Genomic DNA, 15,649 nt, shown 5'->3' on the forward strand with positions numbered 1-15,649 from the left:
GCACCGCAGCGGAATCGCCCCTTGCCGACACGCCTTGACGACATCGACCTGAAGATCCTGCGGGAGCTCCAGGCGGACGGCCGCATGACCAATGTGGAGCTCGCCCGGCGCGTGGGCATGTCGGCGCCGCCCTGCCTGCGGCGGGTGCGGGCGCTGGAGGAGGCCGGGATCATCCAGGGCTACCGCGCGCTGGTGGACGAGGAGGCGCTCGGCTTCGAGATCGTGTTCTTCGCCTTCGTGCACCTCTCCAGCCAGGCCGAGGCCGACCTCGTCGGCTTCCAGGCGCGGATGCGCGACTGGCCGGCGGTGCGCGAGTGCTGGACGCTCTCCGGCGACATCGACTTCATGCTGAAATGCGTCGCGCCCGACCTCAGGGCCTTCCAGGCGCTGGTGGCCGAGCTGACCGCCCTGCCCCATGTGCGCACCATTCGCACCGCCGTCGCGCTCGACAAGGTGAAGGACGAGCCGATCGCGCCGATCTAGGGCGCGGCGTCGTCAGGCCGGGGCTGTCTCGGCCGCCGCCCGCTCGCGGGCGCCCCTCAGCAGCGCCTCGACGCCGCTGACCAGCAGGTCCTCCGCCTCCCCCGGACGGGTGCGCCCGAAGCAGCCGGCGCGCTCCAGGCTGGCGACCCCGTGGCTGAGCGCCCAGACCTGCCGGGCGAACGCCTCCGCGTCGACGCCCGCCCCGCCATGCTGGGCCAGCGCGCCGGCCACCCCGCGCAGCAGGATCTCGTAGGCCGGGCGGCCGGCGCCGTCCGCATCCTCGCCCGGCGGCTGCGCCCGCTGCGAGAACATGGCCGCGTAGAAGCCCGGCTCCTCGCGGGCGAAGGCCAGGTAGGCCCTGCCCATGGCGGTGAACCCGCTTTGGCCGGGCGCCGAGGACAGCGCCGCCGCAAGCCGCTGGCCGAACAGCCCGAAGCCCTCGGCGGCGACCTCGGCCAGCAGGGCCTCGCGGTCGCGGAAATGCCGGTAGGGCGCGGCCGGGCTGACGCCCGCCAGCTTGGCGGCGTCGGTGAGCGAGAAGCCCTCCGGGCCGCGATCGCCCAGGAGTTGGCGCGCCGCCGCGATCAGGGCTTCGCGCAACTGTCCGTGATGGTAGCCCCGGCGCCTGAACGGGCCGCAGCCATGGGGAGGCCCGGGCGGGCCGTGGCGCCAACGCATGACGCAGCGTTAGCCCAAGCGGACCGGCTCCGCAAATGCGCCGGGCGCGGCGCGCAGAGGCGCTTCCGCCCGCCCGCGCAGGGCCGCTATGGTGGCGCGCGCCCGGCGAGTCCCGCCGCGGCGGCGATCACCGCGAGACCCGGCCCATGCTCTCCCTCGTCGACATCCTCCGCCGCATCGACGCCGGCCAGACGACCGCGCCGGACGCCGTCCGCGAGTCCCGCGAAGCCGCCATGGCGCGCAACCCCGCGCTGAAGGCCTTCGTGCGCTTCGCCGAGCCGGCCGCCGCCTCCGCGCCGGGGCCGCTCGCCGGGATCGCCGTCGGGGTGAAGGACGTCATCGACACGGCCGACATGCCGACCGAACTCGGCTGCCCGGCCATCTACGGGGACTGGCGCCCCCGCGCCGACGCCGCCATCGTGAGCCGCATCCGGCAGCTGGGCGGGACCATCCTGGGCAAGACCGAGACCACCGCCTTCGCCTATCTGGACCCCGCCCCCACGCTGAACCCGCATCGTCCCGACCGCACGCCCGGCGGCTCCTCGGCGGGGTCGGCGGCGGCGGTCGCAGCCGGGTTGATCCCGCTCGCGGTCGGCACCCAGACGGCCGGGTCGGTCATCCGCCCCGCCTCCTTCTGCGGCGCGGCGGGGCTGAAGCCCTCCTTCCGGCTCCTGCCCGCCGTCGGCGTGAAGACCACCGCCTGGACGCTCGACACGCTCGGCCTCTTCGCCGCGACCGCGGCCGACCTCGCCTTGGCGCTGGAGCTGATCTCCGGCCGCGCGATGACGTCGGCGGAAGACCCCGGCGCGCCGCGCTTCGGCGTCGCCGCCATGCCGCATGCGGGCGAGCGCAGCGCGGAGTCGATGGCGGCCCTGGAGACGGCCGCCCGGGCGCTGGAGAGCGCCGGCGCGGATGTGCGCGCCGTCGATCTGCCCGACGCGCTGGTCGAGGCGGACCGGCGCCAGCCCACCCTCTACCAGTTCGAACTGCACGGCTCGCTCGGCTGGGAATGGCGCGAGCGCCGCGCCGACCTGCCGCCCGGGATCGCCGCCGCGCTGGCGGCCGGCGAGGCCACGCCGGCCGAGGACTACGACGCCGCCCGCGGCGCGGCCCGGCGGGCCCGCATGGCGGCCCGGGACCTGTTCGACGGGCTCGACGTCCTGCTGACGCTCTCGGCGCCCGGCCCCGCGCCGGGACGTGAGACCACCGGCGAGGCGCGGTTCAACCGGCTCTTCACGCTGCTCGGCGCGCCCTGCGTGAACGTGCCGGGGCTGCGCGCCGCCGACGGCATGCCGATCGGCCTGCAGGTGGTCGCGCCCTTCGCCCGCGACGCGCGCTGCCTGGCGGCGGCGGCCTTCCTGGAGCGGGCCCTGCGTCCCGTTCTGTGACAATCGGCTCTTCTATAAGACTCAAGCCGTCCGCGCGAAGTTGGGGAAGATCGGGCATGGAAGATGGCATTCCATGCTGGGCATGACCTTCGAATAAAGAAGTCATGCCTCTCCGATACTTGAACAGCATTTCCCATACATGAAGAAAACACCTCGACGAATACACAGCATTTGAAACATCTTCCGCATGCTGCAGAGCAGCAAGAAAATCGCTTGCGCAATGCCGGAAGGCTGATAGCGTTAGGATAGTGTTAACCGCCCCAGGAGGACCACATGGCCCTAGTCCAGCGGCTCAACATGATGGCGATGTGTGCGGCGTTCGCGTTGGTCGGCGCTGTGGTGTTCGGCCTCTTCTGAGGCCGAACCGGCGGGGCGAAAGCCTCGATCCGGAGAGAGTGGGGCTCAGATCGCTGACCGAGCCGCCGAAGAGGTCATGACAGCCAGGCGCATCCACAGGATCGCCTGACATGTTCGGCGGAACCCTGGCGAGCCAGGCGTTTCAGACGACCCATCACGAGACGATGATCTTCGCCGCCGTCGGTCCCCGGATCGGCGGCGGCTTTTGCTTGGCGGTCCGGCTGCTTGGCGGTCCGGCTGCCTGGCGGTTCGGCGATCCCCGGAACGGCACGCGCCGCGCGCCCCGTCGCCTGCGGGCGCGGGGGTGGGCGGTCGGCGGCTCTCGCGCGCGGCGCCTCAGGCTGGCGCAGTCTCCCCCGCCGTCCCGCGGCGGGTCGGGCCGCGCATCACCCGGACGCGGCTCGGAGCGGAGGTCTCCCCGTCCGCGGGAGCGAAGCCTGACCCTGCTTCGCGAGGAACGACCGTCACCCTGCGTCGTCCGGGACCGGGCTTGACCCCGCTCCGGTGGGGGGCGGCCGAGGAGGCCGCGGGGGGATGCGGACGAGACTGCGTCCGCCGCAGGAGGCATGACGCCTCGGCGCGCGAGAGCCCGACCGCTCCGGCCCGCATCGCCGGTGGGCGGCGCGGGCGCGAAACCGAAAAGCTCGTGGCGGATGCGATGAAGGCCGGCGCCGGCCCCGCCCGCATCCGGGCCGAAGCGATATAGGATTATTTTTCTAAAATGTCAACCAGCCGCCTTTCTTCGGTTGGCGCGCGACCGGCGAAAAAGCTGCGTCAGGCGCGGCGGCGTGGTAGCATCGGGCATGCGTCGGACCGGAACCCCCATGGCGGGTATGGCGGCGCTGGCCATGCTGGCCGGCGGCGCGTCGGCGCTGGCGGAGGGGCGGTTCGCGCCCTGGCGGCCGGACCCGCCGCTGCCGCCCTGCACCTGCCGGGCGCAGGGACAGACCTACCAGATGGGCGAGACGATCTGCCTGCGCACCGTCGAGGGCTCGCGCCTGGCGCGCTGCGTCATGGTGCTGAACAACACCTCGTGGGAGCCCACCGCGACCCCCTGCCCGCAGGCGCGCGGCCCATTCAGCCCCGCTTTGCAGCGCTCGCTTCCGGGTTCGGGCTGACGCCGCGCCCGAGGCGCACGCCCTCAGCCGATGAGCCCGCGCATCGGCTCGACCGCCATCGACTCCGGGAACACGGAGGTCCCCAGCGCGGCGCGCGACAGGCCGAGATGATCGGCCAGGACGCCCTTCAGCACCGCCCGCAGATCCGTGGTGGGCTTGAGGTCGCGGCCCTCGTGGAGCTGCGCCTCCTTCAGCCCCGGCCAGTCGGCGATCACGCGGCCGCCTTTCACGGCGCCGCCGGCCAGAAACGCGCAGGTGGCGGTGCCGTGGTCGGTGCCCACCGTGCCGTTGATGCGCGCCGTGCGGCCGAACTCGGTCACCACAAGCACGGCGGTGTCCTTCCACACCGGCCCGAGCGTTTCCTCCAGCGCGGCCAGCGCGCCGTCGAGACCGCCCAGCAGCTGCGCCAGCTGGCCGGTGGCGCCGCCCTCGTTGGCGTGCGTGTCCCACCCGCCGAACGCCAGCGCGGCGAGCCGGGGACCATCGTTGGCCGCCATCAGCCGTCCCGCGCCCTCGGCGGCGCGGCGCATGGCTTCGGCTCCGCCGCCGCCCCGGCGGTTCTGGCCGCCGCCGTTGCGCGTCGCGATCATCTCGGCGTCAAGGCCGCGCGTCAGCGCGTCGCCCAGCGCCGGGTCCTTTTGCCGATAGAGGTCCAGCACCCGGGCCGCGAGGTCGTCCTCGGCCTTGGGCAGGCCCTGCGGGGCCCAGCCCAGCACGGGCGCCTTGCCGCGGATCACCAGCGGCGTCGTGGCCCCGACCCCGACCCCGCCGAGCTTGCCGATGCGCTCGCCCTTGGGCAGCGCCGCCAGCGCGCGGTTCATCCAGCCGCTGTCCACCGGCGCGACGCCCGGCAGGCCGCTTTCCAGCACGTCCTGCCCGTCGAAATGCGAGCGCGACCGATAGGGCGTCGCCGTGGCGTGGATCACGCTGGCCTGCCCGGCCTTGTACAGGCGGGCGAAGTTCGGCATCGCCGGATGCAGGGCGAAAAAGCCGTTCAGCGGCAGCGCGGCGTTGTCTCCGGTCGCCGACAGCGCAATGCCGGCCCGCAGCGCCGCATAGTCGGGGTCGCCCACCGGCGCCACGGCCGAAAGCCCATCCAGCGCGCCGCGCAGCACGATGGTGACGAGTCGCGGATCCTTGCCGCCGGCCGCGTGGGCGAAGCGCGGCGCAAACGCCCAGGCGAACAGCGCCCCGCCGGTCACCAGCACGGCGCGGCGGGACGGATCGGGCGCCTCGCAGCAGGCGGCGTCGGGACTGGTCAAAAACGGATGCGACATGGCGGGCTCCCGGCTCATCGGCGCTGGAATTCGGGGGACATGAACACCAGCGCGACCGCCTGGGCGCGGCTTTCCGCGCGCGCCACGGCCTGGCGGGTCTCGGCCGACGCGGCCGGCCCAATCGTGGTCTCCAGCAGCGCCTGCGGATCCAGTTTGGCGTTCTGCCGGCCCCACTGCGCGGCCGCGTCGAGACGCGCCGAGACGCCCTCGGGCGAGGCCCATTCGGCCGACTGGTCGGAGAAGCCGTTCGGGCCGATCGGCTGCCACAGGGGCTGGCCCATGACCTGCAGCACGCCCGCGATGGCGCCCGGATCGGGCGTCTTGCCGGTGGCCCGGAAGGCCGCGATCAGGAAGTCCTGCGGCGTCCGCAGCTTGGTGGCCGGCGCGGACCACGCCTCCGGGGCGCTCACCAGCACGCGCGCCACCGCCGCGAGGTCGCCCTTGCTGTCCAGAAACGTCTTGGCCAACCGCTCCACCAGCATCTTGGGCGGCTGGTCGGCCACGAAATGCGTCGCCAGCTTGCGGGCGAGATGCCGCGCGGTCGCCGGGTGCACGGCGAGGTCGGCCAGCACGGCCTCGCCCTGGCGCTGGTCGTCCTGCGCGTAGGTCTTGCCCAGCACCACGTGGTCGCCTGGCTCGTGGCGGGCCGGCGCGAAGGTGAAGCGTCCGCCGTGCAGCAGGTCCTCGTCCGGCGACGTCACCGTCCAGCCCGTGATGATGCGCGACAGGCTGGTCACGTCCGCCTGCCCGTAGCCGCCGTCGACCCCGAGCGTGTGCAGCTCCAGGATCTCGCGTGCGAGATTCTCGTTCAGCCCGCGCTTGCCGTTCTGCCCGCCCTTGGAGGTCGGGCCGACAGATTGGTGGTTGTCGAGGTAGTAGAGCATCGCCTGGTGCTGCTCGACGGCCTTCAGCATGTCGCCGAAGCGCCCGAGCACGTAGGGCCGGATGGCCTCGCGCTCGAACGAGCCGCACAGCATGCGCAGCCCCGGCCCCTTGGCGGCCGACACCGCGAAGTGGTTGGACCAGAACAGCGTCAGCCGCTCCACCAGCCCGTTCTCCGTGCCGAGCAGCCGGGCGAAGCGCGCCGCCACCTCGGCGCGGAAATTCTCCGCCTCGGGGTTATCCGGACGCTTGGGGGCCGGCGCCATCGCGCCCCCCGGCGCCATCATGGCCCCGCCGGCAGCCTCGTCCCGCATGGCGGGCGCGGAGGCCGCCGCGTTCGCCTCGGCGAGCTTGGCCGCCCTGCGCATCTTGTCCGCCTCGCGCGCCTCGATGAGATTGGCGGCGCTGTCCTTCAGGGCCGCGAAGCCTGCGACGCTGTCCAGCGGCTTGATGGCGGCGGGGTTGATCTGGGCCAGCACGTAGCCGCGCGGATCGGCGGCGGCGCGGTTCAGCTCGCCCGGGGCCGCCCCCAGGCCGAAGCGGTTCAGGGCGACGAGGGCGAGGCGGGGATCTATGGCCATGGCGCAATCCGGGATCCGCGCCAAGAAGGCGTCGGACAACGGCTGAAGTAAGGCCTAACAATCGTTAATGTTCGGCCAATGCGGCCGCATGCAGGGGCCCCAATCTTTTGGCCGCGCTCGCCGGAGCCGGCGTCTCGCGCGGTCGCGCCGGCTTGCCCCGAGGCGTGACTCGCCCCATGTTCACGGTATGGCCAAAGCACCGAAATCCCCCGCGCCGTCCTCCGGCCGCGACAGCGCGCTCAGCCCGCGCACGCCGCGCTCCAAGGCGTCCAGGCCCGAACTGAAGCCGCTGGACGAGCACCTCGCCGCGCTGCTCAATCCCGGCATCGCCCGCGAGGCCGCCAAAACGGCCGGCTCCGGCTTCGCCGAGTCGCCGCAGGCCGGCTATGATCCGGACGACGTCGAGGGCGTCGACCCCGCGTTGGCCCGCAAACTCGGGCTCGATTTCCCCGCCGACGGCGGCGACGGCCGCGCCGCCCCGGGCGCCGCCGCGCGCCGCGCCAAGGCCAACCCACCCCCGGTCGAGGGCGAGATCCACCCCGGCGACCGCAAGCGCGACGTCGGCCTCTCCCGCGAGGACATCCTCAAGGCCGCCCCCAAGCGCGTGCGCCAGGGCAACATCCTGCGCGACGGGGACGACGACGACCAGGTCCGCGGCAATGGCCTGGTGGGCGCCACCGCCACCATGGATTCGCTGAAGGCCCTGCTGGAGCAGGGCGATCCCAATCTGCGCGAGACGAAGCCCTGGACGCCGCATCGCCCGCCCCGGCCGGACAAGTCCGAGGGCGGCGTGCGCTTCGACCTCGTCTCCGAGTTCGAGCCCAAGGGCGACCAGCCCACCGCCATCGCCGAGCTGGTCGACGGCGTGAAGCGCCACGAACGAGACCAGGTGCTGCTCGGCGTCACCGGCTCGGGCAAGACCTTCACGATGGCGCAGGTGATCGCCCGCACCAACCGGCCGGCGCTGATCCTCGCCCCCAACAAGACGCTGGCGGCGCAGCTCTATGGCGAGTTCAAGAGCTTCTTCCCCAACAACGCCGTCGAGTACTTCGTCTCCTACTACGACTACTACCAGCCGGAGGCCTACGTTCCGCGCACCGACACCTATATCGAGAAGGAAAGCTCGATCAACGAGCAGATCGACCGCATGCGCCACGCCGCCACGCGCGCCCTGCTGGAGCGCGACGACGTCATCATCGTGGCCTCCGTGTCCTGCATCTACGGCATCGGCTCGGTCGAGACCTACACGGCCATGACCTTCACGGTGAAGATCGGCGAGCGGCTGGACCAGCGCCAGCTCCTCGCCGACCTCACGGCCCTGCAATACAAGCGCAGCATGGGCGACTTTTCGCGCGGCGCATTTCGGGTGCGCGGCGACGTCGTCGAGATCTTCCCGGCCCACTACGAGGACCGCGCCTGGCGCATCAACCTCTTCGGCGACGAGGTGGAGAGCATCCAGGAATTCGACCCGCTCACCGGCACGAAGTCGGCCGACCTCGAATTCGTGAAGATCTACGCCAACTCGCACTACGTCACGCCCAAGCCCACGCTGCAGCAGGCCGTCCGCAGCATCAAGGATGAGCTCAAGCATCGCCTGGAGGAGCTCTACCGCATGGGCCGCCTTCTGGAGGCGCAGCGGCTGGAGCAGCGCACGCTGTTCGACATCGAGATGATGGAGGCCACCGGCTCCTGCGCCGGCATCGAGAACTACTCGCGCTATCTCACCGGCCGCCGGCCCGGCGAGCCGCCGCCGACGCTGTTCGAATACCTGCCCGACAACGCCATCGTGTTCACGGACGAGTGCCACGTCACGGTTCCGCAGATCGGCGGCATGTACAAAGGCGACTTCCGCCGCAAGGCGACGCTGGCCGAATACGGCTTCCGCCTGCCCTCTTGCATGGACAACCGCCCGCTCCGCTTCGAGGAGTGGGAGGCCATGCGCCCGCAGACCGTCCATGTCTCGGCCACGCCGGGCACGTGGGAGATGGAGCGCACCGGCGGCGTCTTCGTCGAGCAGGTCATCCGCCCCACCGGCCTCATCGACCCGGTGATCGACATCCGGCCCGCCCGCGCCCAGGTCGACGACCTACTCGGCGAGGTGCGCGAGGTCGCGGCCCATGGCTACCGCACGCTCGTCACCGTGCTCACCAAGCGCATGGCCGAGGACCTCACCGAGTACCTGCACGAGAACGGCGTGCGGGTGCGCTACATGCACTCCGACATCGACACGATCGAGCGCATCGAGATCCTGCGCGACCTGCGGTTGGGCGCCTTCGACGTGCTGGTGGGCATCAACCTGCTGCGCGAGGGACTCGACATTCCCGAATGCGGCCTCGTCGCCATCCTGGACGCCGACAAGGAGGGCTTCCTGCGCTCCGAGACGTCGCTGATCCAGACCATCGGCCGCGCCGCCCGCAACGTCGACGGCAAGGTCATCCTCTACGCCGACCAGGTCACCGGCTCCATGGACCGCGCCATCCAGGAAACCAACCGCCGCCGCGAAAAGCAGCGCGCCTGGAACGAGGCCAACGGCATCACGCCCGAGAGCGTGAAGCGCAACATCGGCGACATCCTGGAAAGCGTCTACGAGCGCGACCACGTCCGCGTCGACACCGGCGTCGCCAAGGAAGGCGCGCTGGTCGGCCACAACATGAAGGCCACGCTGGCCGATCTCGAAAAGAAGATGCGCGAGGCCGCGGCCAACCTCGACTTCGAGGTCGCGGCCCGCCTGCGCGACGAGATCAAGCGCCTGCAGGCCACCGAGCTCGTGCTCGCCGCCGACCCCATGGCGACGCAGACGCAGGTGGACGAGAAGACCGGCGGCTACGCCGGCCCCAAGAAATACGGCCGCGCCGGCAACCTGCCCCCGGTCGAGCCCAAGCGCGGCCGCGGCGCCGGAACGACCGGCGACCACCGCTTTCCGGACGGCCCCCGCTTCTCCGACGACACGCCCACCGACCTGCCGCCCACCCGCGCCCGCAAGCCCACTTTGGACGAGATGGGCCCCCACAATCTCGGCGGCGGCCTCGGCCGCCCCCTCGGCGGCGAAGCCGCCGCCCGCAGCAAGGCCGGCCGCCCCGGCACCCGCGCGTTCCGGGGCGGCAAGAAGGGGTAGCGGCCAGCTCGCGCGTCGCCCCACCACCCCCTTATCCTGAGGAGCAGCCCCCTGAGGGCCTGCGTCTCGAAGGGCGGAGGCTCCAGAGCGCACCACCCGCTCAGCCTCCCGGACCCCCTCAGCCCAGTCCGCCGGCCGCTGTCGTCAATTGTCATTTAATATTTTCTCTCTAAATTCTAGTCATGTCTCAGAATCACCCAGGTCCCGACGGCGGCGCGAACAAGCGTTTGCATCCACGGCAGCGGACGATCCTGCCTGGGCGGGTGATGTTCGACCATGGGCGCAACAGCATCGAATGCGTGATCCGCAACCTGTCGGCGGGCGGCGCGCGGCTGCAGATCAGTCCCGCCGTGATGGTGCCGAGCCGGTTCGAACTCGTGGATGGCAAGTCGGGGCAGCGCCGGATGGTGCGCCAGGTGTGGCGCGCGGGCGACCTGATGGGCGTCGCCTTCGAGACCGCCCCGGAGGCGCCGCCAAGGCCCACGCCGGCGGACGACGAGACGTTGCGGCAAGAGAACGCTGCGCTGAAGTCGCGAGTGCAGCAGCTCAGCGAGGGCTGACGCACCGCCCGGGCGGGCGGTGACGCGGCGCCGCAGGGCCTCGACGCGGGCGCGTCGCGCTCCACCTTGGGAAAGACGCCGCCGCCGAGAGCTCCGCCATGATCCGACCTGTCCCCCTGCCGCCCGGCCCCGGCCAGGAAAGCGTCTGGGACTACCCGCGCCCGGCCATCGTCCAGCCCTCGACCCGCCGGGTCGAGGTCGTGTTCGGCGGCGAGATCCTGGCCGACACGCGCGCCGCCTGGCGGGCGCTGGAGACGAGCCATCCGCCGACCTACTACCTGCCCCCGCAGGACGTCAGGATGGACCGGCTGGTTCCCCTTCCGGGCGTCGGCAGCGTCTGCGAGTGGAAGGGGCCGGCGGTCTATTTCGACATCGTCGCGCCGCAGCCGGCGGGGCCGCCGCGCATCGCCCGCCGGGCCGCCTGGGCCTATCCGCGCCCGACGCCCGCCTTCGCGGCGATCGCCGGCTACATCGCGCTCTATCCGGGGCTGATGGACGCCTGCCGGGTGGACGGCGAGCCCGTGCGCCCGCAGGAGGGCGGGTTCTATGGCGGCTGGATCACGCCCGACGTGGTCGGGCCGTTCAAGGGCGGCCCCGGCACGCAAGGGTGGTGAGTCGCATGTCTTGGCGCGAAAAGCCGGCTTCCACCGGCTCTCAGGCGCTCTCTAGCGGACCGCCGGGACCTTGATCTCGCGCGCGCGGCAGCCGCGGCGGTCGATCTCGCGGCAGGCCTGGAATTGCCGCAGGTCCTTGCTGAAGCAGATGCGGACCTCCTGCAACGTCTCGTTGCGGCAGGCGACGCTCATCATGTCGACGCGTAGGCCCGGATTGGCGGCCACGAAGGCGCGCTCCAGGTCGATGGCCGTCCAGGTCTGGTCGGCGGCGGGCTCCTTCAGGCCGGGCGGGATCACGACCTTGTCGCGGGCGGCGCGGACCGAGGAGAAGTAGTCGGTCGGGCTCTGGCCCGAACAGACGCCGTGCTTGCGCCATTCATAGCGGGCGAGGCCTTCGTCCGGGAACACGCCCTTGGCGGCCTCGACGGCGATGCGGGACGGCGAGCGTCCGGCCGGCGAGCACTCGGACGGGAAGCCGCGCTCATATTGCGGCCAGAGCCCATGCACGACGAAGCCGAGCTTCGAGCCGGAGCGGCACTGGTCGCGCCCCTTGTCGTCGCCGCCCCCGACCGAGCAGAAGCCCGGTGACCAGGACAGCGCCAGAACGTAGAAGTCGAAATCGCCGGCCGCGCCGCCGCGGCGCTCGCCGCCCTCCTGGGCGCTGGCCGGGCCGGCCGCCGACAGGCCGCTGGCCGCCATGAGCCACGCAAGAGCGCACGCCCGCAGGACCCGGCCCGCGGCGTGGACAGTTCGCCCGAATGACATGGGAATGCTCCGATTGAGAAAATGCGAGGCGCTGAAATCGATGCTGAAACGTCGGGGAGAGGAGCCGCCCAAGGGGGGCCCCGGGGGGCGGCCCGAAACGACGGGCCACCGCAAGGTCAGGGCCGCGCCATCTTGCAGGCCGGCGAATAGGCGCGCTCGCGGTCGAAGCCGGTCACGCAATACTCCACGCCCCAACCCCAGCCGATGAAGCCGAGATCCTCCGCGACCGAGTAGTCGATGCGGTGGCGGCGTCCGTCATTGACCACCACGGTCCCGGTGCAGAACAGGCGGGGGATGTAGTCCAGGCCCCAGGGCCGGAAGCCCAGCACCCGGACCGTCTCGAAGGACACGATGGCGGCGGAGGAATTCCAGTAGCTGCTCTCGGTCTCGGAGAACCGGTCCTGGATCTTCGACAGGACGGCCGGATCCGCGCAGGCGGGGATGTTGGCCGGATAGGCGCTGTAGGGCAGCGTCCAGCGCTCGGCCGGGTAACGATCCTCGGCGGAGGCGGTGGACGCCAGGGACGTGGCGAGAAGCGCCGCCCCGACGAGCGCCGATGCGGCCGTGGCCCGACGGCCGGCCGTCAGAACCCCCGCCCCATGGACGCCGGCCGCCCGGCCGCGCCCCGATTTCATGCTTCGCATCAACCTGCTCCGGTACACTCCGCCTCACGATGCGGAAGCGTCGCCATGGGGTCAAGTGCACGGCGGACACGCCGGCCCACAATCATGGCGGGAATCGCCGGCCCGCTCGCTGTGGTCGTCAGAGCGACGCGGCGGCGCGGGCGGCCTGGTCGTAATGGCCCGACAGCGCCCGCATGGTGGAGGCCACCTCCGACAGCTGCTTCTCGTCGAAACCGAAGCCCTTGACGGCCTTCACGAGCAAACCCTCGCGGATCTCGCGATACCGGGCGCAGGCCTCCGCCCCCGGGGCGGTGATCGCGATCGTCTTCTCCTTGCCGGCCTTGCCGCTCTTCACCAGCCGGAGACGCTCCAGCTTCTTCACCGCATAGGTGACGAGGTGCGTATCCTCGATGTTGAGCACGAGGCAGATGTCGGCCAGCCGCTTGGCCTTGCCGCGGTGGTTGACGTTGTGCAGCACCAGCACGTCCAGCGCCGACAGGTCCGGAAAGCCCGCCGCCGCCATGGCGCGCACCATCCAGCGGTGGAAGGCGTGCGAGGCCAGGATCAGCCCGAACTCGAACTCGGATAGCGCCGGCAGCGCGCCCGAGGCGAGGTGCGCCGAGGAGACGATGGGTCCGAGATCGGATGAGCTGCGCGGGCGTTCGGGCATGGGTTTCGCTGGTTCGACCAGTGGGGCGCATTCACTCTCCGCCGTCATCCCCGGCGCGCCGAAGGCGCGGGAAGGGGATCCAGCGGAGCGGCGCCGAAAGAGTCTGGATTCCCTTCCCCTGCGCGGCTTCGCCGCTCCGGCCGGGGATGACGGGACAATGGAGGGGCGGCCCCTGCAGGCCGCCCGTCGTCGTCACATCTTCTTGTAGGCGTCCACCACGGCCTGGCCGTCGGCGCCGGCCTTCTTGATCCAGTCGGCGGTGAGTTGCTCGCCGATCTTCTTGAAGCCCTCGGCCAGCGCCGGGCTCGGGGCCTGCACCTTCATGCCCTTGGAGGCGAGCTGGTCGAGGTACCACTTGGTCTTGTCCTCGGAGAGCTTCCAGCCACGCTCCTGGGCGGCGGCGGCCGCCTTCATGACGACGTCCTGGGTGGCCTTGTCGAGCGCGTCGAAGGCGGCCTTGTTGACGAAGATGAGGTTCTTGGGCAGCCAGGCCTGGGTGTCGTAGAAGTGGTCGAGGCTCTCCCACACCTTGCTGTCATAGCCGGTCGCGCCGGAGGACATGAAGGAGTTCACCACGCCGGTGGCCAGCGCCTGCGGCAGTTCGGCCGCCTGGATGGTGACCGACTGCGCGCCGACGAGCTCGCCGATGCGCGCCGTGCCGACATTGTAGGAGCGCCACTTCAGGCCCTTCATGTCCTCGACGGCGTTCAGGTCCTTCTTGGCGTAGATGCCCTGCGGCGGCCACGGCACGGCGTAGAGGGTGACCAGACCCTGGCTGGCCAGCTTCTTCTCCACGGCCGGGCGGGACGCGTCCCAGAGCTTCTTGGAGTCCTTGAAGCTGGAGGCCAGGAACGGCACGACGTCGACGCCGAAGATCGGGTCCTCGTTTTCGTGCAGCGACATCAGCACCTCGCCGATCTGCGCCTGGCCGGTCGCGACCGCGCGCTTGATCTCGGGCGCCTTGAACAGCGACGCGTTGGCGTGGATCGTGATCACGAGCTTGCCGCCGCTGCCGCTCTCCACGTCCTTGACGAACTGGGCGAGGTTCTCGGTGTGGAGGTTGTCGATCGGGTAGGCGGTCGGCAGGTTCCACTTGGTCTGCGCCGCGGCGGGCGCGGCGATGGCCAGCGCGCCGAAGCCGGCGAGGATGGCGGAGATCGCGAAGGTGCGCGGTGTCGTCATGCTGGGTGTCCTCGTTCGGCGGGTCAGTCGGGCAGGTCAGTCAGGGAAGGCGAGCTTCGGCAGGTAGAGCACGATCTGCGGAAAGGTCGTGATGATCAATACGGCGACGTTCAGCAGGATGAAGAACGGGAACGCCGCCTTGGCGATGGTCATCGTGTCCTTGCCGCTCATGTTCTGCAGCACGAACAGGTTGAACCCGACCGGCGGCGTGATCTGCGCCATCTCGACATGGATGATGAGGTAGACGCCGAACCAGACGAGGTCGAACCCCGCCTGCTTCACCATCGGCAGCACGATTACGGCCGTGAGCACGATCATCGAGATGCCGTCGATGAGGCAGCCCAGGATGATGTACATGCAGGTCAGCGCCAGCACGAGCATGTGCGGCGAGAGCTGCTGGCCCTTCACCCACTCGGCCAGCGCGGCCGGGATGCCGGTGAACGCCATCGCGGCGGTGGTGAAGGCCGCGCCGGCCAGGATCAGCATGATCATGCAGGTGAGGCGGGTGGCGCTCATCACGCTGTCGAAGAACGCCTCGCGGGTCAGCGTGCCGCTCCACCATGCGAGCCCCAGCGCGCCGGTGACGCCCCAGGCTGCGCATTCGGTGGCGGTCGCGAAGCCGAGGATCAGCGACAGGAACACCACCGCGATCAGCAGCATGCAGGGCAGCAGCTTCGCCGATTGGCGCAGCTTGTCCATGAACGGCATCGAGGGATCGCGCGGCGGCTGCTTGTCGGGGTTCAGCAGCGCCCAGATGATGACGTAGCCCATGTAGAGCGCCATCACGAGCAGGCCGGGCAGGAAGCCGCCCAGGAAGACCTGAAGCACCGAGACGTTCGCCGTCACGGCGTAGACCACCATCGGGATCGAGGGCGGGATCAGGAGGCCGAGGGTGCCCGAGCCCGCCAGCGTGCCGAGGCTCATGCGGGCGTCGTAGCCGCGCTTCTCCAGCTCCGGCAGCGCGATCTTGCCGATGGTCGCGCAGGTCGCCGCCGAGGAGCCGGACACGGCCGCGAAGATGCCGCAGCCGATGATGTTGGTGTGGATGAGCCGGCCCGGCAGCCATTGCAGCCAGGGCGACAGGCCCCGGAACATCTGCTCGGACAAGCGGGTGCGGAACAGGATCTCGCCCATCCAGATGAACAGCGGCAGCGCCGCCAGCGTCCACGACGCTGAGGCGCTCCACACCGTGGTGGCGAGCACCTGCCCGATCGGCACGTTGGTGCTGAGCACCATCGCCAGGAGGCCAACGAGGCCGAGGCCGACCGCGATCCACACCCCGCTCGCCAGGATGACGACCAGGAATCCCAGCAGGATCATCGACAGTTCGGGAAGCGGAATGGCTCCGAACATGGC

The 15,649-nt window shown here is 71.1% G+C and carries 14 protein-coding genes; 6 read left to right on the top strand and 8 right to left on the bottom strand.

The features are described 5' to 3' along the window. The first annotated feature begins 21 nt into the window (after positions 1-21). A complete protein-coding gene (locus ABEG18_RS18130; RefSeq protein ID WP_406854446.1) occupies positions 22-483 on the top strand; it encodes an Lrp/AsnC family transcriptional regulator in 462 nt (153 codons plus the stop codon). A 12-nt stretch (positions 484-495) separates the two neighbouring features. On the opposite strand, the gene ABEG18_RS18135 is transcribed toward ABEG18_RS18130, so the two are convergent. Beyond that, positions 496-1,083 (bottom strand): TetR/AcrR family transcriptional regulator, encoded by a 588-nt coding sequence (locus ABEG18_RS18135; protein ID WP_406854447.1) that lies wholly within the window; start codon positions 1,081-1,083, stop codon positions 496-498. 224 nt (positions 1,084-1,307) lie between these two features. Between ABEG18_RS18135 and ABEG18_RS18140 the strand changes: the two genes are divergently transcribed. Together ABEG18_RS18140 and ABEG18_RS18145 are read left to right on the top strand one after the other, a co-directional pair. After that, a complete protein-coding gene (locus tag ABEG18_RS18140) occupies positions 1,308-2,549 on the top strand; it encodes an amidase (RefSeq protein ID WP_406854448.1) in 1,242 nt (413 codons plus the stop codon). 1,181 nt (positions 2,550-3,730) lie between these two features. After that, positions 3,731-4,024 (top strand): hypothetical protein, encoded by a 294-nt coding sequence (locus ABEG18_RS18145; protein ID WP_406854449.1) that lies wholly within the window; start codon positions 3,731-3,733, stop codon positions 4,022-4,024. Positions 4,025-4,047: 23 nt separating this feature from the next. Here the strand turns inward: ABEG18_RS18145 and ABEG18_RS18150 are convergent, their stop codons facing one another. Both ABEG18_RS18150 and ABEG18_RS18155 read right to left on the bottom strand, forming a co-directional pair. Beyond that, positions 4,048-5,301 (bottom strand): DUF1501 domain-containing protein, encoded by a 1,254-nt coding sequence (locus ABEG18_RS18150; protein ID WP_406854450.1) that lies wholly within the window; start codon positions 5,299-5,301, stop codon positions 4,048-4,050. A 14-nt stretch (positions 5,302-5,315) separates the two neighbouring features. Next, positions 5,316-6,764, bottom strand: coding sequence for a DUF1800 family protein (locus ABEG18_RS18155; RefSeq protein WP_406854451.1), 1,449 nt, complete (start codon positions 6,762-6,764; stop codon positions 5,316-5,318). Between the two features lie 187 nt (positions 6,765-6,951). On the opposite strand from ABEG18_RS18155, the gene uvrB reads away from it, so the two are divergent. From uvrB to ABEG18_RS18170, 3 genes are all read left to right on the top strand, one after another. After that, positions 6,952-9,879: an excinuclease ABC subunit UvrB gene (gene uvrB, locus ABEG18_RS18160; protein ID WP_406854452.1), complete on the top strand. Its 2,928-nt coding sequence runs from the start codon at positions 6,952-6,954 to the stop codon at positions 9,877-9,879. Positions 9,880-10,145: 266 nt separating this feature from the next. Further along, positions 10,146-10,439 (top strand): hypothetical protein, encoded by a 294-nt coding sequence (locus tag ABEG18_RS18165; protein WP_406854453.1) that lies wholly within the window; start codon positions 10,146-10,148, stop codon positions 10,437-10,439. 101 nt (positions 10,440-10,540) lie between these two features. Beyond that, a complete protein-coding gene (locus ABEG18_RS18170) occupies positions 10,541-11,053 on the top strand; it encodes a DUF427 domain-containing protein (RefSeq protein ID WP_406858641.1) in 513 nt (170 codons plus the stop codon). Between the two features lie 51 nt (positions 11,054-11,104). Here the strand turns inward: ABEG18_RS18170 and ABEG18_RS18175 are convergent, their stop codons facing one another. The 5 genes from ABEG18_RS18175 to ABEG18_RS18195 all read right to left on the bottom strand — a co-directional run bounded on the left by ABEG18_RS18175 (position 11,105) and on the right by ABEG18_RS18195 (position 15,646). Beyond that, on the bottom strand, positions 11,105-11,752 hold the full coding sequence (locus ABEG18_RS18175) for a ribonuclease T2 family protein (RefSeq protein ID WP_406858642.1): 648 nt from the start codon (positions 11,750-11,752) through the stop codon (positions 11,105-11,107). Positions 11,753-11,934: 182 nt separating this feature from the next. Beyond that, positions 11,935-12,462 (bottom strand): hypothetical protein, encoded by a 528-nt coding sequence (locus ABEG18_RS18180; RefSeq protein WP_406854454.1) that lies wholly within the window; start codon positions 12,460-12,462, stop codon positions 11,935-11,937. 118 nt (positions 12,463-12,580) lie between these two features. Further along, positions 12,581-13,111, bottom strand: a complete 531-nt coding sequence (locus ABEG18_RS18185) for a winged helix DNA-binding protein (RefSeq protein WP_406854455.1) — start codon at positions 13,109-13,111, stop codon at positions 12,581-12,583. A gap of 192 nt (positions 13,112-13,303) precedes the next feature. Next, on the bottom strand, positions 13,304-14,293 hold the full coding sequence (locus ABEG18_RS18190) for a TRAP transporter substrate-binding protein (protein WP_406854456.1): 990 nt from the start codon (positions 14,291-14,293) through the stop codon (positions 13,304-13,306). Positions 14,294-14,329: 36 nt separating this feature from the next. Beyond that, positions 14,330-15,646 carry a TRAP transporter large permease gene (locus ABEG18_RS18195; RefSeq protein ID WP_406854457.1) on the bottom strand — a complete coding sequence of 439 codons (1,317 nt, stop codon included), beginning with the start codon at positions 15,644-15,646 and terminating at the stop codon, positions 14,330-14,332. Positions 15,647-15,649: the final 3 nt, after the last annotated feature.

This window comes from Alsobacter sp. KACC 23698, assembly GCF_045348435.1.
Taxonomy (GTDB): domain Bacteria; phylum Pseudomonadota; class Alphaproteobacteria; order Rhizobiales; family Beijerinckiaceae; genus Alsobacter.